The sequence below is a fragment of the Providencia zhijiangensis genome (genome assembly GCF_030315915.2).
Taxonomy (GTDB): domain Bacteria; phylum Pseudomonadota; class Gammaproteobacteria; order Enterobacterales; family Enterobacteriaceae; genus Providencia; species Providencia zhijiangensis.
The window spans coordinates 247,996-271,141 of record NZ_CP135990.1 but is presented as its reverse complement, the minus strand read 5'-3'; the positions used below and the strand labels follow the sequence as shown (position 1 = coordinate 271,141).

The following is a 23,146-nucleotide window of genomic DNA, read 5'->3' as shown; positions in this document are numbered from 1 at the left end:
AAATCAAAAATAACTGACTAAAAATCAACCTATTGAAGCAGTGAAATATCTGCTACTTTTAAGAATAGCTCGCGAAGCTGGCTTAACAGTGTTAAACGGTTATTCCGCACAGCAGGATCTTCATCCATCACCATGACGTTCGCAAAGAACTCATCAACCACCTCACGTAAAGAGGCTAACTCAACGAGTGCTTCTTGATAGTTACGCTCAGCAAACATTGGCTCAAGCTTGTCTTGCAGTACCACGACGTGAGTCGCTAACTTCACTTCTTCTGGCGTTTTCAGTACAGACGCTAACACGCTATCAGCGAGTTTCTCTTCTGACTTACTCAGAATGTTAGAAACACGTTTATTAGCAGCTGCCAGCGCTTGTGCTTCTTCTAAAGAACGGAAGTGAGTCACTGCTTTAACACGCGCATCGAAGTCAGCTGGCTGAGTTGGGCGACGTGCTAATACGGCTTGGATAGTGTCAATGCTGTAGCCTAGCTCTTGGTACCAAGAACGGAAGCGACCCAGCATGAACTCAACCACATCTTCCACGACATTTTTGTTAGTTAGTTTATCGCCATACAGACGCACAGCCTCTTGGGTCATTTCCACAAGGTCAAGCTGATAGCCTTTTTCAACGATAATACGTAGCACACCTAATGCCGCACGGCGCAGAGCGAATGGGTCTTTATCCCCTTTCGGATGCTGACCGATACCAAAAATACCTGCGAGAGTATCCATTTTCTCTGCTAATGCTAATGCCGCAGAAACATCGGTAGATGGCAGTTCATCCCCCGCAAAACGCGGTTGGTATTGTTCTTTCAGTGCAAGAGCAACATCTTCTGACTCACCGTCATGGCGAGCATAGTGCATACCCATGACACCTTGAGTGTCTGTGAATTCAAAGACCATGTTGGTCATTAAGTCACATTTAGCCAGTAAGCCTGCACGGGTTGCATGATTCACATCCGCACCAATCTTGCTTGCAATCCAACCCGCTAATGCTTCTAAACGATCAGTTTTATCACGCAGAGTACCTAACTGTTGCTGGAACAGAACAGTTTCTAAACGTGGTAAGTTGTCTTCTAAGCGTTGTTTACGGTCAGTTTTGAAGAAGAATTCCGCATCCGCTAAACGCGGGCGAACGACTTTTTCGTTACCGGAGATAATTTGCTGAGGATCTGAAGATTCAATATTCGCCACGAAGATAAAGTTCGGCATTAACTTGCCTGCATTATCATAAACAGGGAAATATTTTTGGTCTCCTTTCATGGTGTATACCAGTGCTTCAGCAGGAACTTCTAAGAATTTCTCTTCGAATTTTGCTGTTAATACTACTGGCCATTCAACCAAAGAAGCCACTTCTTCAACTAAGCTGTCGGTTAGGTCTGCTTTACCGCCCAACGCCTGAGCAGCTTTTTCTGCATCGGCAATAATTGTCGCTTTACGCTCAGCGTAATCTGCGATTACTTTACCGCGAGTGCGTAAAATTTCTGGGTATTGTTCCGCGTTATCGATAGTAAATTCAGCCTCACCCATAAAACGGTGACCGCGAATAATACGATCGCTCTTAATACCAAGAATTTCGCCCTTAACAACATCGCTACCCAGCAGTAATGTCACAGTATGTACAGGACGTACAAACTGAGTTTCTTTATCTGCCCAGCGCATTAATTTAGGAATAGGTAATTTCGCCAGTGAACGGCTAACCATATCAATCAATAATTCACTGACTGGCTGCCCTTTCATTTGTGCGCGATACAGTAACCATTCGCCTTTATCGGTAGTTAAGCGTTCTGCTTGGTCAACGGTGATCCCACAGCCACGCGCCCAACCTTCAGCTGCTTTTGTTGGTTTACCTTCAGCATCAAATGCTTGGGAAATTGCAGGGCCACGTTTTTCAACTTCGCGATCTGGCTGAGCCGCGGATAAGTTTTCCACTTTCAGCGCTAAACGACGAGGTGCAGCAAACCAGTTCACTGCACCATGAGCGATATCTGCACCCTCTAATTCCGCAGTAAAGTTAGCTGCGAATGATTCTGCAAGAGAACGAAGAGCCTTCGGCGGTAACTCTTCTGTACCGATTTCCACTAGGAAAGTCTGTTGAGTCATGACAGCCTCTTAGTTCTTATGACACATAGGGAAACCCAGCGCTTCACGAGAAGCATAATAAGCTTCTGCCACCCCTTTCGTCAGGGTACGGATGCGTAAAATATAGCGCTGGCGTTCTGTGACTGAAATTGCCTTACGGGCATCCAGTAAGTTAAAGGTATGAGCCGCTTTTAAAATACGCTCATAAGCCGGAAGTGGCAGAGGCGTTTCTAAAGCAAGCAGATATTGAGCTTCTTTCTCATACTCTTCGAAGCATTTGAATAAGAACTCAACATTGGCATGTTCAAAGTTATACGTGGATTGCTCAACTTCGTTTTGGTGATAAATATCGCCATACGTGGTTTTACCCAGCGGGCCATCACACCAAACCAGATCGTACACGCTATCAACGCCTTGAATATACATAGCAAGACGCTCAAGACCATAAGTGATTTCACCGGTAACAGGCTTACACTCCAAACCACCCACTTGCTGGAAGTAAGTGAACTGAGTCACTTCCATACCATTTAACCAAACTTCCCAGCCCAGACCCCAAGCACCCAGTGTTGGGTTTTCCCAGTTATCTTCCACGAAGCGGATATCATGGACAGTTGGGTCAATACCGAGTTCTTTTAATGAACCTAAGTACAACTCTTGGATATTGTCAGGCGAAGGCTTAATGATCACCTGAAATTGGTAATAGTGCTGTAGACGGTTCGGGTTTTCACCATAGCGACCATCAGTTGGTCGGCGAGATGGCTGAACATAAGCTGCCGCGATAGGTTCTGGACCTAAAGCGCGCAAACACGTCATTGGGTGTGAAGTACCTGCGCCGACTTCCATGTCCAGTGGTTGAACAATGGTACAGCCTTGGCGCGCCCAGTAATCCTGTAATGTCAGGATAAGACCTTGAAAGGTTTTGGTATCAAACTTTTGCATGTTAGATCCGCACGCGATACGTGAAATTTAAGAAAGTGACCAGTATACCCTTTGACCGCCAGATATACAGCAATGAATACGCCTGTAACCATTCTAAAAAGAAAAAAAATTAATTTCATCTCTTTAAAACTGTGTTTTTATACAGTATAAAGATTCTATTCTTGCCCACAATCTGAACATTATTAGAAAAAGGATGAAAATGGAAACCTCACTCACTCGCTGTCATTGGGTCAACCAAGATCCCGAATATATTGCCTATCACGATAATGAATGGGGAAAACCCACCAAGGATAATCAAGAATTATTCGAAATGATCTGCCTCGAAGGCCAGCAAGCAGGGCTCTCTTGGTACACTATTTTGAAAAAGCGCCAAGGGTACCGAGACCTATTCCATCAATTTGATCCTGAAAAGATTGCCTTGATGGATGAAAAAGATGTAGAGCGCCTTATGCAAGACGCTAGAATTATTCGTAACCGATTAAAAATCAACGCGATTATTGCTAACGCCAAAGCTTATTTAGCGATGAGAAACGAAGGAATAGATTTTTCTACTTTCATTTGGGGCTTTGTAAACCACCAACCCATCGTCAATAAATGGACTGAATCCGCACAACTTCCTGCAGAAACAGAGCTTTCTAAGACGTTGTCTAAAACACTGAAAAAACATGGCTTCAAATTTGTAGGTTCGGTTACCTGCTACGCCTTTATGCAAGCCACTGGCATGGTTAATGACCACCTTGTAAATTGTTGCCAGTATCGATAAATCAAAATTTATCGATGGCAACTGAATATATAACAACATAAATAAACCAAGCTTAGTCAATAAGTTAATCTAAAAAACTAATTTGTTATCTATACTTGATATTTTATATGAAAAAGAACTGCAATTAAGCTATTGAACTCTAGATAGGAGCGCGGTATGTTGGAAATTCCATTAACAACCTAATAAACAAATGTGAATAAATACAATGAATTTCTCTAAATTTGGTAATAAATTTGCTAAGAATTCAGGCATTTCAGAATTAATGAAAGACTTGAATGAAGGCCTCAGAACCCCCGGCGCTATTATGCTCGGTGGTGGGAACCCTGCTCATATTCCTGAGATGGATAAATATTTCCAAGACCTCCTCGCTGAAATGTGTGCCAATGGGCAATTGACCGATACCTTGTGTAACTATGATGGTCCTCAAGGCAAAGATGCCATGTTGAAAGCGCTAGCAGCAACTCTAAAAGCGAAACTAGGCTGGGATATCAGCGCGAAAAATATTGCGCTAACAAACGGCAGCCAAAGTGCGTTTTTCTATCTATTTAACCTACTTGCTGGTCGCTTTGAAGATGGTATCTCTCGTAAAGTGCTTTTCCCAATTGCCCCTGAATATGTGGGTTATGCGGATTCTGGACTTGATGACGACCTTTTTGTGGCAAATAAGCCACAAATTGAATTTTTACCTGAAGGTCAGTTTAAATATCATGTTGATTTCAACACCCTTGAAATCACTGAAGATATTGGTGTGATTTGCGTGTCACGCCCAACCAATCCAACAGGGAACGTGATCACCGATGAGGAAGTTCTGCATCTTGACCAATTAGCTAAGCAACACAATATTCCATTATTGATTGATAATGCCTATGGCGTTCCCTTCCCCGGCATTATCTTTAGCGAAGCCACACCATTTTGGAATGAAAATGTCATTCTCTGCATGAGCTTGTCAAAACTCGGCTTACCGGGAACTCGCTGCGGTATTATTATTGGTAGCGAAGAGTTAATTGATGCCATCAGTAATATGAATGGCATTATTAGTCTTGCTCCGGGTGGTATAGGTCCAAGCATCGCACTTGAAATGCTGCAGCGTGACGATTTATTTGAATTATCTCAAAATGTTATAGGGCCATTCTATAAACAGCGCGTTGAAGAAGTCATTAAGATTATTCGCCGCTATATCCCTGAAGATAAATGCCTTATTCATAAACCTGAGGGCGCCATTTTCTTGTGGTTGTGGTTTAAAGATCTACCAATTAGTTGTTTAGAACTTTATCGCCGCTTAAAAGCACGTGGTGTATTGATGGTCCCTGGACATTACTTTTTCCCAGGACTTGAAGAAGATTGGCAACATGCCCATGAATGTATGCGAATGAACTATGTGCCTGAACCAGAAAAGATTGAGCAAGGGATTCAAATCCTTGCTCAAGAATTAGAAAAAGCCTATCAAGAATCTGAACGCTGAATCTAGAAATTGAGTTAAAAAAAGCCCTTTCCATTGAGGAAAGGGCCAAAATTAGCGAGAACTCCATAATTGAAATCGAATATATTTGTTCACGACAAATCTTATTCGTAGTTATTAAACCACTTTTTTGATATCAGTTATGGCGAGAACAAAGACCAATTACGCCCTTATATAGACGGATACTTTTTCTCCACACCCTATTCCTTCCATGACTCACAATCATAATGCCCAAAATAAGATGGCTAACAACTGCGGCGAAATAATGCGTAAAAACATCGCTAAAGGGTATACCGTGGCATAAGAAAGTGCCGGTGCTCCGCTGGTTGGATGGATATTATTTGCAAAAGCTAATGCTGGCGGATCTGTCATAGACCCAGCCAACACACCGCATAGGCTTAAATAATTCATTTTGCCGAAAATACGAGCGACTAAGCCGGTGATAAACAGAGGAATAAAGGTAATTAATAGCCCATAGCCAATCCATGTAAGCCCATCCCCTTGAATAAGAGTTTCAATAAAACTCCCTCCCGAATTCAGTCCTACAACCGCTAAGAACATCACAATACCAAGCTCTCTCAACGCTAAGTTTGCACTTGGTGGCATAAACCAATACAGCCGGCCAATGGTACCTATTCGTCCAAGGATCAAAGCAACAACTAACGGCCCGCCCGCTAAACCCAACTTCAATGCAGCAGGAAAGCCCGGTACAAATATCGGTAACGAGCCTAAAACAACTCCCAAACCTATCCCAATAAATACCGGCAGCATCTGGACTTGCTGTAATTTCTGTTTCGCGTTTCCAAGTATTGCAGTAACCGCTTCAATTGATTCAGGACGACCAACAATATTGAGAATATCACCAAATTGCAGCATGGAATTGTTGTTTGCCATCAGGTCAATCCCTGTCCGGTTCAAACGCGTTACCACCACATCATATTTCTGCTTGAGATTCAGCTCTTTTAAGCGTTTACTTAATACAGCGTCATTAGTCACGACCACTCGAACAGAATGCAATACAGAACTGGAAGTTGATAATGACGCTTCAACCTCTTCACCAAGAATGAGGCGAACTTTATTTAAATCCTCTTTTTGCCCAACAACATGCAGTAAATCCCCAAGATGTATTTCTGTCGTCGGCTGAGGTACCACCATCATTTCCCCGCGTTTTAGCCGCGAGCAAACAATGTCTTCACTGCCAAGCATGGGTATATCTTGCATCATCAAGCCATCAAGATTGGTATTGCGTACCGCGATGTTCATCGTTTGCAGTGAGTCACGATGCTGAACATTCGCACTATTGAACTCCGCGGCTTCTTTATCTACTGAGATACGGAAGATAATACGAACTAGCCACATCACCAGCAAAATACCGCAGATTCCCATCGGGTAAGCCATCGCATACCCCATTCCCATTTGTCCCACCAAACTCGGGTCTGACCCTAAATCAGATAGAATTTGCTGCCCAGCCCCTAACGATGGCGTATTCGTGACTGCGCCTGAGAAAATGCCCAAAATAATCGGTAGAGGGATATCTGCGATTTTATAGATAATAGCAGTAACGACTGCCCCTAAAATAACCACCATCAAGGCAAAGCCATTAAGTTTTAAACCAGAAACACGTAAAGAAGAGAAAAAACCGGGTCCAACTTGTATCCCGATGGTATAAACGAAGAGGATCAAACCAAATTCTTGAATAAAATGCAGCATGTCATTATTGAGAGACAAGCCATAACTTCGCGCAAAATGCCCAACAATAATTCCACCAAAAAGAACCCCGCCAATCCCTAAGCCCACATTGCGGATTTTCCAATTACCTATCCATAAGCCTAGTGCGGCAGCTAATGCTAATAAACTGACTGTAAGCGCTAATTCACTCATAGACCGCTATCCTTTTGACAACAATGAACCAAAATACGGGACATACGGAGTTATTACATTTGCAACTGAATCGATTGTGCCAAATAAACACAGAGGAAGTTGTGTGATAGAGCACAGTTCACAGCAATTCAATTGAGCAATTTTATACTTTAGTTAAAAACAATTTAATTGCTAATTATTAACATCACCGACATAAAATAATACAAAAAAGAGCTATTATTCCGAGGGTATCTTAAATAATAATAGGGTCGTTCGATTGTGAATTTTTAGTTTTTAGTTATTATGATCTCTGATTAAACAAAATCCATTTCAATGCAGGTCAACATATATATGCCAAGCTTGATTTTTTTTAGGTCGTTCGCATTTTCCACATTATTGACTCTTACATTAAGTGGCTGCTCCAGTATTATGACTCATGCTGGTCCTACTGATAGCTATTATCCTGGAACAAAAAATAGTGTTGATATGCTGCAACATGAAGATACGGGCTGGGTAGTTAAGCCATTACTGGTTATCGATTTACCATTTACTGCACTTATGGATACATTATTAATCCCCATGGATTATATGCATTCAAACGGCTCACAAGAGGCCGACTCACCGAAAAAACGTTTAGAACAACTTGATAAACAGAGACTTGATAAACAGTCACCTGATAAACTGCAATCTGATAAACAACAGCCAAAGAACCCTCAATGATTTCCCTATATTAAAGTAGCTTCTTGATGCTCTAATCAGGAATATAATACTTAAAATACAATTAATATTATTAACTTAATTTAGGTTAATAACACCTTTATCTTACTGACCAAATTTCCATCTTTTTTAATCTATTCTATTAACCCAACACTTATTAATTTCAAGTCAATATACTTTAATTGAATGTTGAGCATTTAATTTAATGATGACCTGAACTCTCTTTTTCTGAAGAATAAAGAGATGAATTTTCATCTTTTTATTCTTCATAGGTGTTATTCCAGATAAAATTTAATTAGATAGTCCTGTTTCGACAATATAAATCTGTCTAAACCCATCAATATCTCGCATAAATGCTACAAATTTATCATTTGGAGAAAAGACAACGGCATCTGCAACAGGGGCTATTTCTGTTCTCCGGGTTAACCGTTCTAAATTTCCGGTCGCTACATGGCAACGCACAACGCTATTGTCATACACAAAGCAGAGATACTCACCGGTCTTATTCCAACTAAATGCAGACTGAATTGAAGACTCGCCAAATGTCACTTGGGTGAGCGTCCCTGTTGCTGTTGCCACCAACCATAATTGCACAATGCCATGATCATCATGCATCAAACAAGCAATTGATTCGCCATTTGGAGAAGAACGCAACCAGTGTCTTGGCTGTTTCGCTAACCCTGGAAATTTCCGATGATGCGTATACGTTAAGCGCCTTTGTTTCACATTCTTAGGCGGCGCTGGCATAGTTTTTTCGGTACCTTGCAGAGGTTTATCGCCTTGAATTTTGAATTCATTGGGATCTTCGGGTAAATCAACTAAATAAACTTCAGGGATCACGTCACCATTTTGATGATGTGTATCTCCGATAAACGCTAATGCGCGTGCTTGCCACTCACCTTGTTGATCCATATAACCATGTTGACCAATCCATCCCTCTTCATAAGCTCGGCTTATCTCGTCACTATTCGGAGTTGGCGCCAAAGTCGTCTTCGTCACAACACTACAGAAAAAATTGCCGCTATATTCTCTTTCATGACCAATAGGTTCAACGGTCACAGCGCCTGCAGGTACGGCAACAGCCACATTGCGTTGGTCTAATTGGATATCGAGTTCATGCAAAACATGGTCATTATAGGTAAAGCTCAGCCACTTCCCGTCAGGGCTGAAAACATGAACATGCGTTCCGCCTCTGAGCGCACCCGCCATATAAGGTGGCGTAATACACATTGCATCAATCGGATGAGCAATACCAAGTTGGTTGTCATCAACGTAAATACCCCGGCGATGATGGAAATCATACTGCCAAGACTCATCGGGATATTCTGGTCCCTGAATAAAAGCATAACGAGGCGGATTTTCAGCGCTTACAGTGACTACGCCAACATGGGCACCATGCAATCCTCGATAGATTTCCACTTTTTGATGGGTTGTAACATGAATTTTTTCTATGGTTTTCCCGGTAAATGAACTGCCACTTGGTCGAACATCATAAGCTAACCACTGACTATCTGGTGTCCAAACATTAATATTTGTAAGCTGATGACTCAGCGAATCCTCAGTAATACATATTTCTTTATAAGGCATTTTATTGTTCAATCTGTTATCCTTTGACATCATTTAACACAGGCTATCGGATTACTTTAACTAATCAATTCTTTAAGAGAATAAAAAATCTCAGTCGAGAAGTTTCACAAGTAATATTACCCTTAGACAATCACTATAGTATTGAATAAAACCATCATGTTATTAAGTGTTCTCTATATTATTGGTATTACTGCCGAAGCAATGACTGGCGCTTTAGCTGCTGGACGCCGTAAAATGGATGTCTTTGGCGTGATCATTATTGCCTCTGCAACAGCCATCGGCGGTGGCTCTGTCCGTGATATTCTACTCGGCCACTATCCACTAGGTTGGGTTGCCCACCCCGAATACATCATGACTGTGGCAGGTGCTGCCATTGTCACCATATGGATAGCCCCGATGATGAAACACCTTCGCCGGCTCTTCTTAATACTTGATGCGATTGGTTTAATCGTCTTCTCTATTCTTGGTGCTCAAATCGCCCTCGATATGAATTATAGCCCTATCATTGCTGCCATCGCTGCTGTGGTTACAGGTGTATTTGGCGGTGTCCTTCGTGACATGTTGTGTAACACCATCCCTCTGGTTTTCCAAAAAGAAGTATACGCTGGCGTCTCTTTTGCTGCCGCATGGTTATATATCGGTTTGCTATATACACCGCTTCCGAAAGATATCGTGGTCATTATCACGTTGGTCGCAGGCTTAAGCGCGAGATTGCTCGCCATCCGCTACCGCTTGGGATTACCTATTTTTAATTACGAAAGCCAAGATTAACCAAACTATCAGCCATTCGTTTAACCGCTAATGGCTGATATCTAGCTCCTGCAACGTGTGTAATTCCTGTAAAGCGTATAATTCCTGCAAAGTATATAGTGCCTTCTGAATTTCAGGCTCTGCCAGCCAGCGATTTAATGCCAGTTTACGTTTTTCAGATAAACCCAGCGCCTCCACACTCTCTCGTTCATTCAATTTTTCTATCGTGGAAATCTTGTTTAGCTGTCCGATTTCTAAAGGAATTCCAAGCCCTTTCAACCAGTTTACTATCGGCTGCATCGATGTTTTTTGTAGCTGGCTAAGCGCATTTATCGTTTTCTTATTCTTAGGTAATGAATCTTGCCAATAAGGAGAAAGCCAGCCAAGTAACGTTGAGAGTCCATATTGTTCCGCCCATGCCTTCCATGTTTTTTCGCCCACCCCGCGAATCTTTAACTGTTTGCCTAGCCAAGCAAGTCGGGCAACAAATTGGGGTGCACAATCCGGTGTATATGATAAACAGCTCAATGAATGAAAGTTTTCGAGAGATGATGTATCTGGATACTGACGCAGCTCTCGCCGCCAAATGACTTGCTCCATAAATGGAGTACCATGCCCAGATAATGTTAGCTGGATTTTATCCCCAACTAGCACATCCTTTTGCTTCCATGAATTGAGTGAGCCAATACGTATTTTGCTTACTTGTTTATCATCAATCGTGATGGGTTCAATGTTAGCAATAACATTTACAGCCCCTGATTTCCCTACCCGAAAAGTGAAATCAACAACTTCTGAAACCACGCTTTTTAATGGGTATTTCCATGCCACGCTCCAACTGTTTTGGTTTGCCTGCCAAGCTGATGCTGGTGGCGATGGAAAGCTTTTCAATACAATACCGTCAGTTGCAAATGGCATCGGTGCTGAATAATAGTAGTCACGCCACTTGGCTGCTGATTGATAGTTTGCGATTGGATGGCTATATCGTTGTGCCAACTCAAATCCTAGCCTATTTAATTCACTCAATTGACGATTCATAGCGACTGAGTTATCAGGCCATGCCCAGATAAAAATGCCGATATCATTCGTGACCTGCTTAGGTTGATCCTTACGCATCAACCAACCCGCAATTTTACTCCGAGCATTTTTTCCACCATCCGCATTTTGTACATGCCCATTGAGTTTCCAAAACAATTCCCCTTGTAAAACAAGAAATTGCTTCGTTGAAATAGTTTTGGGGATAGCTTGAATAAAATCGGCTTTATCTCGCCAATTAAGCCCCTCACTCCCATTCCCCCGACTGATCATTGACACTAAACGTCCATTTTCATAGTGCAGCGTCACCGCAACACCATCGACTTTAGGTTGCAACCAAACTTCATGACGAGGCGCTATCCATGCGGCTATTTCTTCTGATTTCAATTTTTTCAATCCCGTATGGGGTATGGGATGCTTTGTTAATCGTTCAGTTTTAGGCTGTAATGGTTGTGTTAGTGTGTCAGGCAAATTTTGACAACGCTGTCCCTGCTGCCACTTCGCCAAAAGTTGATCATAAACTTCATCACTTACGCCGCTCACGCCGTCGATTTGATATTGCCTATCCCACTCTTGTAGCTGCTCCCCCAGCCGCCGCTGTTCCATTCTTATTAATTCATTGTCTAGTGAGCGGCATGCTTTTTGAGAATCTACCATTTCCGCACCGTAGCCTATTGAAATAACAGATTGAAGTAATAGGCAGAACCAACCAAATTTCCAGAGTTTCCTGACTGAAAAGTAATGCATAATGTCCCTATTATATTGACGTTAATGAATTGAATGATAAAGCGCTGCGTTGCCATTGCATTCTGGGCCAATCAATAAAGAGATACAGTAGGTACTTTTGCCAATTGCATAGCGACTCGTAAAACAAATACTATTTTCATCGCGTTACATTTATTTTCTGGAAGACGTTCGCAATTTTCTAATAACCAAAATTTTTTACTCTTATTTCATGGTTAATTGATATCGCTGCATGTTGCCTTAAGTACGTGTATACTATGTAGGGTTTATCACTATCTTTTATGTCTAACCCACAAATATTCAAGAAATCATCATGATACAAGGCACGTTATATATTCTCTCTGCTCCTAGTGGCGCAGGTAAGTCCAGTCTTATCCAAGCATTATTGAAGACACAACCGTTGTATGACACTCAAGTTTCTGTTTCTCATACAACTCGAGCTGCACGCCCAGGCGAAATTCATGGCGAGCATTACTTCTTTGTTTCTGAAGCTGAATTTCTTCAGATGGTTGAGAACAATGACTTTTTAGAGCATGCCTGTGTTTTCGGTAACTACTATGGCACCTCAAAACCCATTATTGAGGAAGTCTTAAATAGTGGCGTGGATGTGTTTCTTGATATTGACTGGCAAGGTGCTCAGCAAATTCGCGCGAAAATGCCAGAAGCACGTAGTATTTTTATCCTACCACCATCAAAAGATGAGCTATATCGCCGTCTGCGTGGTCGTGGTCAAGATAGTGATGAAGTCATTGAAAAGCGCATGTCACAAGCCGTTGGCGAAATTGAGCATTACAATGAATACGATTACGTCATTGTAAACGACGATTTCAACACCGCACTGAGCGATTTACAATCTATCATGCGTGCTGAGCGCTTGAGATTAGGTCGCCAAGTCCAGCGACATGATGCTTTAATCAGCAAATTACTAGCAGACTGAGAATAGTTTCAGTATCATATCAGGTCATTTTTTTATTTCTTTGGAGTAGCACACTTATGGCACGCGTAACTGTTCAAGACGCAGTAGAAAAAATTGGTAACCGTTTTGACCTCGTACTGGTCGCAGCACGTAGAGCTCGTCAGTTACAAACTGGTGGTAAAGATCCTTTAGTTCCAGAAGAAAACGATAAGCACACTGTTATCGCGCTACGTGAAGTAGAAGAAGGTTTAATTAACGGTCACATTTTGGATGTGCGTGAACGCCAAGAACAGCAAGAGCAAGAAGCCGCTGAAATGCAGGCAGTTTCTGCGATCGCTGAAGGTCGTCGCTAATTACTAAGGTGGGTCTGCCTTGTATCTGTTTGAAAGCCTAAATCTCATAATTCAACAATATCTCCCAAAAGAGCAAGTTGAATTACTGAAAAAAGCCTATGTTGTCGCACGGGATGCTCATGAAGGGCAGACCCGTTCCAGTGGTGAGCCTTATATTACTCACCCTGTTGCTGTTGCTTGTATTCTGGCTGAAATGCGTTTGGATCATGAAACACTGATGGCCGCGCTACTTCATGATGTGATTGAAGATACTCCAGCGACATTTCAAGACATAGAGCAACTGTTTGGAACCACCGTCGCCGGCTTAGTCGAAGGGGTTTCCAAACTGGATAAGCTGAATTTCCGCGACAAGAAAGAAGCTCAAGCAGAAAATTTCCGTAAAATGATCATGGCAATGGTGAAAGATATCCGTGTCATTTTGATCAAACTGGCAGACCGCACTCACAATATGCGCACGCTTGGGTCATTAAGACCCGATAAGCGTCGCCGCATAGCGCGTGAAACACTGGAAATCTACAGCCCCCTCGCGCACCGTTTAGGTATCCACCATATTAAAACCGAACTCGAAGAGTTAGGTTTCGAAGCGCTGTATCCAAACCGTTATCGTGTTATCAAGGAAGTGGTGAAATCCGCTCGTGGTAACCGTAAAGAAATGATCCAAAAAATCCTTTCTGAAATTGACGGTCGATTAACGGAAGCGGGTGTACCTTGTACAGTCAGTGGTCGCGAAAAACATCTGTATTCTATCTATCGAAAAATGCATCAAAAAGAGCAGCGATTCCATTCCATTATGGATATCTATGCTTTTAGGGTCATCGTCGAAGACGTTGATACCTGCTACCGTGTTTTAGGGCAAATGCACAGTCTTTATAAACCTCGTCCGGGGCGAATCAAAGACTATATTGCTATTCCTAAGGCGAACGGCTACCAATCTCTCCACACCTCATTAATTGGGCCTCATGGGGTACCAGTCGAAGTACAAATTCGTACTGAAGATATGGACCAAATGGCTGAAATGGGTGTTGCTGCTCACTGGGCATATAAAGAACAAGGCGAATTGGGAACCACTGCTCAGGTGAAAGCCCAGCGTTGGATGCAAAGCTTGCTCGAACTCCAACAGAGTGCGGGAAGCTCATTTGAATTTATTGAAAGCGTAAAATCAGACCTCTTTCCTGATGAAATTTACGTTTTCACCCCCGAAGGTCGTATTGTCGAATTGCCGACAGGCGCGACCCCAGTGGACTTTGCGTATGCCGTGCATACTGACATCGGTCATGCCTGTGTGGGTGCGCGAGTTGATCGCCAACCTTACCCACTCTCCCAGTCACTTTCTAGCGGTCAAACGGTAGAAATTATTACGGCTCCAGGCGCTCGACCAAATGCAGCATGGTTGAACTTTGTCGTTAGCTCAAAAGCGCGTGCAAAAATCCGCCAGTTACTGAAGAATTTAAAACGCGAAGACTCCGTTAATTTAGGGCGTCGCCTACTCAATCATGCGCTAGGTGCAGGCACCAAAATCACGGATATACCTCGTGAAAGCATCGATGCCGAGTTAGCTCGCATGAAGCTCCACTCGATTGATGATTTACTTGCCGAAATTGGTTTAGGTAATGCTATGAGTGTTGTGGTGGCTCGCAACTTGCAAGGTAACCCTCAAAGTACTCAGCCGAGTGCCGTTGAAGAACCAGTGATTACGGAAAACCGTAATAAACTGTCCATCAAAGGGGCTGATGGTGTCTTAATCACCTTTGCAAAATGCTGCCGACCTATCCCGGGCGACCCAATTATTGCGCATATTAGCCCAGGTAAAGGATTGGTTATTCACCATGAATCTTGCCGCAATATCCGTGGTTATCAGAAAGAACCGGATAAATTTATGGCTGTCGAGTGGGATACCGAAACAGACACGGATTTTATCGCTGAAATTAAAGTCGATATGATAAACCATCAAGGTGCCCTTGCTAACTTGACCGCAGCTATCAATGATGCGAATTCAAGTATTCAAAGCATGAACACTGAAGAGAAAGATGGTCGTGTTTACTGTGCCTTTATTCGCTTGTCGATTAAAAACCGTATTCAGTTGGCTAACGTGATGCGTAAAATTCGTATCATGCCAGACGTTCTACGCGTCAGCCGTAACCGTAATTAGTCGATACCATTAAAAACACGAACTCTCACTATGAATGAACGCCGCTATCGCCGCATTTGCCAAATGATGGCGATGCGGCAGCCCGACCTAACACTCTGTCTTGAAGAAATTCATAAGCCTCATAATGTTTCTGCAATTGTGCGCAGTGCTGATGCTGTCGGGATCCATAAAATTCATGCCATTTGGCCAGACCAACAGGTTAAACTCTCTGTCTCTTCTGCGGCGGGAAGTAATAGTTGGGTAAAAGTCATTTCGCACCAGTCCACAGAAAGTGCCATTACTCAGATAAAATCCCAAGGTATGCAGGTTTTAGTGACGAATCTGTCAGATGCGGCTGTCGATTTTCGAGAAATTGATTATACCCGCCCAACCTGTATTATGGTGGGGCAAGAGAAAACGGGTATATCAGACAAGGCATTAGCCCTTGCAGATCAACATATTATCATCCCAATGGTTGGTATGGTGCAGTCACTCAATGTCTCTGTCGCCTCTGCGCTTATTTTGTATGAAGCCCAGCGTCAGCGCCAACTCGCAGGCATGTATGAGCGAGAAAATAGTCTATTATCTGAGCAAGAACAACAAGAATGGCTATTTGAAGGTGGCTATCCTGTACTGGCTGAAGTGGCTAAACGCAAAGGGCTTCCTCGCCCATTTATCAATCAGCAAGGTCAGATAGAAGCCGATGATGCTTGGTGGGCACAAATGCAGCTTTCTGAAAAAATGAAGAGAAAACAACTCAGTTAAGGAATCGACATGAACCGTGGTCTGCTTAATACCATTTCACTGACTTCACTTCATGGCATTGGTGCCAGCCAGTCAGAAAAAATGAGTAAAATCGGGTTGAACACAGTTCAGGACTTGCTTCTGCATTTTCCACTGCGTTATGAAGATCATACGCGTCTTTATCAGATTAAAGATTTGATGCCCGGCACAACAGCCACTATCACCGGTCACGTTCTACAAACCAAAGTCGTCTTTGGGCGCAAAAGAATGATGACCTGCCTGATCAGTGATGGCACTGGCAACCTCACACTTCGTTTTTTCAATTTCTCTGCCGCGATGAAAAACAGTTTAGCCGAAGGCCGCCAAGTGACTGCCTACGGGGAAGTGCGTCGTGGTAATACCGGGCCTGAAATCATTCACCCTGAATACAAAGTCTCTCAAGAAACAGATAATATCGCCCTTCAAGAGAACCTAACGCCAGTTTATCCGACAACCGAAGGTGTCCGCCAAGCCACATTGCGTAAAGTGATGGAACAAGCGCTAGCCATGCTAGAAAGTGGTAATATTCAAGAATTACTGCCTGAAGAGTTCAGCCGTAGTCTAATTAGCCTCCCTGATGCCATCCGACTGTTACACACTCCGCCACCGGATGTTTCGTTAGATGAGTTGGAAAAGGGGCATCACCCAGCTCAAAAGCGTTTGATCCTTGAAGAGTTATTGGCTCACCATTTAAGTATGCTCGCCATTCGGGCGGGTAATGAGCGGCTCTATGCCGAGCCACTGGTATCTTCAGGGAAATTTAAAGCGCCTTTACTTGCAAATTTACCGTTCTCACCAACTAACGCGCAAAAACGCGTCGTGGCTGAAATCGAAACTGATTTACAAAAAAATGCCCCCATGATGCGTTTGATCCAAGGGGATGTCGGTTCCGGTAAAACTCTTGTGGCTGCATTAGCCGCACTGTGCGCCATTGAAAATGGTAAACAAGTTGCCTTAATGGCACCGACTGAAATTCTTGCAGAACAGCACGCGAACACCTTTAAGCAGTGGTTTGAACCTCTAGGTATCAAAGTAGGCTGGTTAGCGGGTAAGCAAAAAGGTAAAGCGCGCCAGCAACAACAAGATGCCATCGCGAGTGGTGAAGTCTCGATGGTCGTCGGTACCCATGCAATCTTCCAAGAGCAAGTGAGCTTTCACTCTTTAGGGTTAGTCATCATTGATGAACAACACCGCTTTGGTGTTCACCAGCGGCTCGCTCTGCGTGAGAAAGGTGAACAACAAGGATTTCATCCACATCAATTAATCATGACCGCCACGCCAATCCCACGCACGCTGGCGATGACTGCCTATGCCGATCTCGATACTTCCGTGATTGATGAGCTTCCACCAGGAAGAACCCCAGTCACTACAGTAGCGATTCCAGATACCCGACGTAGTGATATTGTCGAGCGCGTTCGACAAGCCTGTTTAGAGGAAGGACGACAAGCTTATTGGGTGTGTACATTGATTGATGACTCAGAGGTGCTCGAAGCTCAAGCAGCCCAAGTTACCAGCGAAGAGCTGGCGCTGGCACTACCTGAACTCAAAGTGGGGTTGATACACGGTCGCATGAAACCCGCCGAAAAACAGAGCATCATGGCAGCATTTAAGAATAACGAGATCCAGTTACTTGTTGCTACCACCGTTATCGAAGTGGGGGTGGATGTTCCGAACGCAAGTCTGATGATAATTGATAACCCCGAGCGGCTTGGACTAGCACAATTACACCAACTACGAGGGCGAGTTGGTCGTGGCTCTGTCGCGTCTCACTGTGTGCTACTTTATAAAACGCCGCTCACTCACACCGCTAAACAGCGCTTACAAGTTTTACGAGATAGCAACGATGGCTTTGTCATTGCTCAAAAAGATTTAGAAATTCGAGGCCCCGGAGAGCTGCTAGGTACAAGGCAGACAGGAAATGCGGATTTTAAAGTGGCGGATTTGCTACGAGATCAATATATGTTGCCAGAAGTGCAACGGTTAGCACGCCATATCCAGCAAAACTACCCTGAACACGCCCAGAAGATTATTGAACGCTGGCTCCCAGAGCGCGAACAATATAGCCACGCTTAAATTTTTTCCTACCTTAAAATGAAAATTGCCGTGAACACATCCATGTCCACGGCAATACCTGCTTTATTTATACATTTAGTTATATATGTTTGTATTTACTTCAATACTTGTTCTGCACTAGCCGCCAATCGTTGGGAAAACCGGCAACCATAAGTAGAACTTAATCACTAACGCATTCACAATATCGATAAAGAATGCCCCTACCATTGGCACGACTAAGAATGCGAGGTGGGATGGACCAAATTTATCAGTTACCGCTTGCATGTTAGCGATAGCGGTTGGTGTTGCCCCTAAACCGAAACCACAGTGACCCGCCGCTAAAATGGCAGCATCATAGTTTTTGCCCATCACACGGAAGGTAACAAAAATCGCATACCCCGCCATAACGCAAGCTTGAACGCCGAGAATCACTAACATTGGGATTGCCAAAGACGCCAATTCCCACAGTTTTAAGCTCATTAATGCCATGGCTAAGAATAAGGATAGGCTGACGTTACCCATGACAGAAACCGCGCGGTCGAATACTCGGTAAAAACCAAGTAAAGATAGGCTGTTACTCAAGATAACACCGACGAACAATACGCAAACAAACTTAGGCAATGCAAATGCGGTGCCTGATAGTAGCCCAGCAATCCAGCTTCCTGCTAGCAAACAGATAGCAATCAACGCAATAGTTTCAATCAACACCATCGAGTTGATCATGCGGTTGGATTGTGGCTTCTCAAATGCGGTTGGAACATCTTTGTCCTCATCCGCGGTGCCAGGTGTTGGGATATTGCGAATTAAGAAACGTGCAACAGGGCCACCAATCAGTCCCCCAAGTACTAAACCAAAGGTTGCACAAGCCATTGCAACTTCAGTTGCACTCTTGAAGCCATAGTCTTCAGTAAAGATTTTACCCCAAGCGGCACCTGTACCATGTCCACCAGATAAAGTGATTGAACCGGCCAATAGCCCCATCAGAGGGTCTAAACCTAATAATTTCGCAAGTGCGATACCGACTGTATTTTGAACCAGCAATAAACCGACAACGACAAAAATGAAGATTAACAATGCTTTACCGCCAGCTTTTAAGCTCGCTAAGTTAGCATTCAAACCAATGGTCGCAAAGAATGCGAGCATCATCGGTTCTTGCAGTGATAAGTCGAAGGAGAGGCTCCAATCAAATACTTGCTTAACCACTAACAGGGTAAAAGCAACTAATAATCCCCCCGCAACGGGTTCGGGGATAGTGTATTTTTCAAGAAATGAAACTGACTTTACCAGTTTACGTCCGAGTAATAGCACGAGCGTGGCTGCCACCAGAGTGCCGTAGACATCGAGATGATACATTTACGTACCTCGTCTGTTGTTAATATTATTTAAAACTAATTAGACGTTATTTTTTTCCTTAAAACGCCAAAAGCAGGTGCAGGGATTAGAAAAAAAAATCGCGATAAATACAAGTTAAAACATATAAAAATGTGACACTCATAATTTTAATTGATACTTTCTTTTATTTTGCGCAAACGATTGCTTTTTGTATAATTCTCTTTAAAATGCGCTTTTTGCTAGTGGAACAGGAATAATGAACGCAACGGCATCTGAAGAACAAAATGTTGAAAAAACAGTACAAAATCAAAGCGAACTGATATATCGCCTTGAAGATAGACCGCCTTTACCTCAGGCGTTGTTTGCTGCTGGACAGCATCTATTGGCAATGTTTGTCGCGGTTATTACACCCGCAATGCTTATTTGCCAAGCACTTGGGCTACCGGCTCACGATACCCAGCGCATTATCAGCATGTCATTGTTTGCTTCGGGAATTGCTTCCTTAATTCAGATCCGTGCATGGGGGCCTGTTGGTTCCGGATTACTTTCCATTCAAGGCACCAGTTTCAACTTTGTTGCACCGCTGATTATGGGGGGCGTTGCACTTAAACAAGGTGGAGCCGATATTCCATCCATGATGGCGGCGCTATTCGGCACATTAATGGTCGCTGCGCTGACCGAAGTTATCCTGTCTCGCTTCTTGCATTTAGCTCGTCGAGTTATCACTCCGCTGGTTTCTGGTGTAGTGGTCATGATCATTGGTTTATCACTGATTCAAGTCGGTTTAACCTCAATCGGTGGGGGTTACAGTGCGCTTGCCGATAACACATTTGGTTCCCCTGATAACCTCATTCTTGCCGGCATTGTGTTAGCCGTCATTATCCTGTTAACGCGCCAGAAAAATCCGTATTTGCGCGTCGCATCATTAGTGATTGCAATGGCGGTAGGCTACCTTGCTGCTTGGTGGATGAATATGCTGCCAACTGCGCAAGCCAGTGATGCCAATCAATCTCTGATTACAGTTCCTGAACCTTTTTATTATGGTCTCTCTTTTGATTGGAATTTACTCATTCCACTGATCCTGATTTTTATGGTGACCTCGCTAGAGACTATTGGTGACATCACTGCAACGTCGGATGTCTCTGAGCAGCCAGTGCGTGGCCCTCTGTATATGAAACGCATCAAAGGTGGCGTATTAGCAAATGGCTTAAACTCTATGGTTTCCGCGGTATTTAATACTTTTCCTAACTCCTGTTTTGGTCAGAACAATGGCGTCATTCAATTAACGGGTGTTGCTAGCCGCTACGTGGGTTACTTAGTGGCGTTGATGTTAGTGCTACTGGGTCTGTTCCCTGCGGTGGCGGGTTTTGTGCAACAAATTCCTGAACCTGTTCTGGGTGGTGCAACCATTGTGATGTTCGGCACAATTGCGGCATCTGGTGTGCGTATCGTTTCTCGTGAGCCACTCAACCGCCGTGCAATTATGATCATTGCATTGTCTCTAGCTGTAGGAATGGGGGTTTCTCAACAACCACTGATCCTGCAATTTGCGCCTGACTGGCTGAAAACACTGTTTTCATCCGGTATTGCGGCAGGTGGTTTAACAGCGATTGTGCTGAACTTGATTTTCCCTCACGAAAAATAGTTCCCTTCACCGCCGCAAGAGTTGAACACGCCGGCGGTTCTTCTGTATGCTATCCTTGAGTTGCCGATATATTAAACATATCGGCAATTTATATTTTTATCTGATTAATAAGGGAGCAGACAAACGTGAAAGGGTTACTGAGGTTTTTCGGCTATATTTTTCTGCTTCTTTTGATTGTATTTCTTGCTTGTTATATTGCCTTACAAACCCGATGGGGAGCAGGTTACGCCAGCCAACTTCTGAGTAAATTTACGCCTTACGATATTAACGTCGGCATTATGGGACATCAGTTCTCAGAGCCGGGTAAATTTATTTTCCAAGACATTAAGATTGAATCAAGCAACAAGCAGCTAGAATTAGACGCTCGGCAAATTGTGGTTGATGTTAATTGGCGGCATATTTTCAGCGGCGAAACCATTCAACGTTTAACCATCACTCAAGGTGACTTATCGGCAAACTTTACCGATAACACATCGCCGCTACCACTTTCTGCGAAAGTCCTGCAATTTGAAAATAGCCAGATTCAATTAACTCAAGGCAAGAATACCGTTCAAGTTGCAGGGTTTACTGGAGGTATAACCCCATGGAAACCGACAACTGAAAATCCATTTGGTTACGGTGATTTTCGCTTTACCACCAGCCAGTTAATCTTGAATTCCCTCCCTTTTAGAAATGTTGCGATCACGGGAAAATTACAAGAAAAAGTGACGGACTTTAGCCAAATCAGCGGCTACCTGAATAATGGTGCGATCACGGGTAAAGGAAAGTGGTTTGCTGACGGCTCTATCACCATTGATAACCTGTCGATGAATAAAGTGGGCTGGCAGAATGACTTAACCTTTGATGGGCTGTTTGATGCGATAAATAGTGACCGAACTTTGCAAATCAACCAATTACAGCTGACCAATATAGATATTCAAGGACGTGATTGGGCGTTGTCAGGTCTGAGTAGCGAAGTCGATCAAATTGCCTTGGTGAGAGGGAGTTGGAGCAGCCCGAAAAGCCATATTAATTTCAATGTCGATCAATTGGTTATCCAAGACCAACAAATTGATACGCTCATCGGCGAGCTGAACATTGACGGTGATAACCTCAATATTGATAAGCTCTCCGGCTACTACAATAAAGGGATTTTTAACCTGAGTGCGATTTGGCAACGTAATGATAAATCACTGACTATCACTGAAGGGACGCTCGCTGGGGTTCTGTATACCTTGCCAGATAATTGGCTGTCGTTCTTTGCTCAACCCGCACCTGCGTGGTTATCCACATTTGCCATTGATAATTTCACCGTCACGCAATCTTTGCTGATGAATATTCAACCTGAGTTTCCCTTCGAATTTACCGCGTTAAGCGGCAACATTCACTATGTTGACCTCATCAAGCAAAAACAATGGGGAATTTGGAAGGGACAAGCTACCTTCAATGCTGATGCAGGTACCATCAATCAAGTGATGATCCGCCGTCCTCTTTTAGAAATAGCAGGAAATAATGGGCGTACCGCAGCCAGCCTCAGCGGCAGCGTTGACCGTGGTATCGCAAAAATCGGTTTACTGGCACAGCAAGAGCCAAATAAAGTACCTTTTGAATTACGCGCATCAGGCACCAACATTGATTTAGGTAATTTAAACCAGTGGGGCTGGTCAGGCTTTTCACCGCAGATGTGGGGGGATTTTGAGGCGTCATTACAAGGGAATTTACTGGCATCGCCTCCGGCATCTAGCCTTAATGGAAAATTAACCGCTAAGCCACTTCAAGGAAGCGATCAACTGCGTACTGTAGTTGATGGTCATGTGACGTCTGGCATTGCTACCGTAGAGCCATCAGCAAAACCTCAAACCGAGCCAGAATCACAAACTGTACCAGCAGAAAATACCTACCCTGTTGATAGGCATGTTCCTGATATGGTTACTCAATAAAGCAGTGAATCAATAAGCAATAAAAAGCAGGCTCATCCCTTCGGATTGCCTGCTTTTTCAGTGAATAACCTAAAAATAGTCAGTCACCT

17 protein-coding genes are annotated in these 23,146 nt (G+C 43.5%); 11 read left to right on the top strand and 6 right to left on the bottom strand.

Annotated features, from left to right (window positions below; all coding sequences use genetic code 11):
* Positions 1–29 precede the first annotated feature (29 nt).
* A complete protein-coding gene (gene glyS, locus QS795_RS01220; RefSeq protein WP_154602293.1) occupies positions 30–2,099 on the bottom strand; it encodes a glycine--tRNA ligase subunit beta in 2,070 nt (689 codons plus the stop codon).
* 9 nt (positions 2,100–2,108) lie between these two features.
* Complete coding sequence (gene glyQ / locus QS795_RS01215) at positions 2,109–3,017, bottom strand: glycine--tRNA ligase subunit alpha (protein ID WP_006659589.1); 909 nt, start codon at positions 3,015–3,017, stop codon at positions 2,109–2,111.
* A gap of 199 nt (positions 3,018–3,216) precedes the next feature.
* On the opposite strand from glyQ, the gene QS795_RS01210 reads away from it, so the two are divergent.
* Both QS795_RS01210 and QS795_RS01205 read left to right on the top strand, forming a co-directional pair.
* On the top strand, positions 3,217–3,780 hold the full coding sequence (locus QS795_RS01210) for a DNA-3-methyladenine glycosylase I (protein ID WP_286271699.1): 564 nt from the start codon (positions 3,217–3,219) through the stop codon (positions 3,778–3,780).
* A 205-nt stretch (positions 3,781–3,985) separates the two neighbouring features.
* Complete coding sequence (locus QS795_RS01205) at positions 3,986–5,242, top strand: valine--pyruvate transaminase (protein WP_318626749.1); 1,257 nt, start codon at positions 3,986–3,988, stop codon at positions 5,240–5,242.
* A 219-nt stretch (positions 5,243–5,461) separates the two neighbouring features.
* On the opposite strand, the gene QS795_RS01200 is transcribed toward QS795_RS01205, so the two are convergent.
* Entirely contained in the window at positions 5,462–7,120 is a 1,659-nt protein-coding gene (locus QS795_RS01200) for a putative transporter (protein ID WP_318626748.1), read from the bottom strand.
* Positions 7,121–7,528: 408 nt separating this feature from the next.
* Here QS795_RS01200 and QS795_RS01195 point away from each other — a divergent pair, with 408 nt between their 5' ends.
* Positions 7,529–7,819 (top strand): YceK/YidQ family lipoprotein, encoded by a 291-nt coding sequence (locus QS795_RS01195; protein WP_318626747.1) that lies wholly within the window; start codon positions 7,529–7,531, stop codon positions 7,817–7,819.
* A 288-nt stretch (positions 7,820–8,107) separates the two neighbouring features.
* Here the strand turns inward: QS795_RS01195 and QS795_RS01190 are convergent, their stop codons facing one another.
* A complete protein-coding gene (locus QS795_RS01190; protein ID WP_286271695.1) occupies positions 8,108–9,436 on the bottom strand; it encodes a YidR family protein in 1,329 nt (442 codons plus the stop codon).
* Positions 9,437–9,559: 123 nt separating this feature from the next.
* On the opposite strand from QS795_RS01190, the gene QS795_RS01185 reads away from it, so the two are divergent.
* Positions 9,560–10,174: a trimeric intracellular cation channel family protein gene (locus tag QS795_RS01185; RefSeq protein ID WP_036948588.1), complete on the top strand. Its 615-nt coding sequence runs from the start codon at positions 9,560–9,562 to the stop codon at positions 10,172–10,174.
* Positions 10,175–10,201: 27 nt separating this feature from the next.
* On the opposite strand, the gene ligB is transcribed toward QS795_RS01185, so the two are convergent.
* Positions 10,202–11,932: an NAD-dependent DNA ligase LigB gene (ligB, locus tag QS795_RS01180; protein WP_286271692.1), complete on the bottom strand. Its 1,731-nt coding sequence runs from the start codon at positions 11,930–11,932 to the stop codon at positions 10,202–10,204.
* 310 nt (positions 11,933–12,242) lie between these two features.
* Here ligB and gmk point away from each other — a divergent pair, with 310 nt between their 5' ends.
* Genes gmk through recG form a run of 5 tightly spaced genes read left to right on the top strand, consistent with a single transcriptional unit; the run spans position 12,243 to position 18,182 of the window.
* Positions 12,243–12,866 carry a guanylate kinase gene (gene gmk / locus QS795_RS01175; RefSeq protein ID WP_036948585.1) on the top strand — a complete coding sequence of 208 codons (624 nt, stop codon included), beginning with the start codon at positions 12,243–12,245 and terminating at the stop codon, positions 12,864–12,866.
* A gap of 56 nt (positions 12,867–12,922) precedes the next feature.
* A complete protein-coding gene (gene rpoZ, locus QS795_RS01170) occupies positions 12,923–13,198 on the top strand; it encodes a DNA-directed RNA polymerase subunit omega (RefSeq protein WP_006659598.1) in 276 nt (91 codons plus the stop codon).
* A gap of 19 nt (positions 13,199–13,217) precedes the next feature.
* Positions 13,218–15,347, top strand: a complete 2,130-nt coding sequence (gene spoT, locus QS795_RS01165; RefSeq protein ID WP_181477868.1) for a bifunctional GTP diphosphokinase/guanosine-3',5'-bis pyrophosphate 3'-pyrophosphohydrolase — start codon at positions 13,218–13,220, stop codon at positions 15,345–15,347.
* Positions 15,348–15,377: 30 nt separating this feature from the next.
* Positions 15,378–16,091: a tRNA (guanosine(18)-2'-O)-methyltransferase TrmH gene (gene trmH, locus QS795_RS01160; RefSeq protein ID WP_154638596.1), complete on the top strand. Its 714-nt coding sequence runs from the start codon at positions 15,378–15,380 to the stop codon at positions 16,089–16,091.
* A 9-nt stretch (positions 16,092–16,100) separates the two neighbouring features.
* Positions 16,101–18,182, top strand: a complete 2,082-nt coding sequence (gene recG / locus QS795_RS01155; protein ID WP_286271687.1) for an ATP-dependent DNA helicase RecG — start codon at positions 16,101–16,103, stop codon at positions 18,180–18,182.
* A 117-nt stretch (positions 18,183–18,299) separates the two neighbouring features.
* On the opposite strand, the gene gltS is transcribed toward recG, so the two are convergent.
* The gene (gene gltS / locus QS795_RS01150; RefSeq protein WP_036948572.1) at positions 18,300–19,514 is read right to left on the bottom strand and encodes a sodium/glutamate symporter; all 1,215 of its coding nucleotides are present in this window, start codon (positions 19,512–19,514) and stop codon (positions 18,300–18,302) included.
* A gap of 235 nt (positions 19,515–19,749) precedes the next feature.
* On the opposite strand from gltS, the gene QS795_RS01145 reads away from it, so the two are divergent.
* Together QS795_RS01145 and QS795_RS01140 are read left to right on the top strand one after the other, a co-directional pair.
* The gene (locus tag QS795_RS01145) at positions 19,750–21,138 is read left to right on the top strand and encodes a uracil-xanthine permease family protein (RefSeq protein ID WP_181477866.1); all 1,389 of its coding nucleotides are present in this window, start codon (positions 19,750–19,752) and stop codon (positions 21,136–21,138) included.
* A gap of 125 nt (positions 21,139–21,263) precedes the next feature.
* On the top strand, positions 21,264–23,057 hold the full coding sequence (locus QS795_RS01140; protein ID WP_286271685.1) for an AsmA family protein: 1,794 nt from the start codon (positions 21,264–21,266) through the stop codon (positions 23,055–23,057).
* The last annotated feature ends 89 nt before the right edge of the window (positions 23,058–23,146 follow it).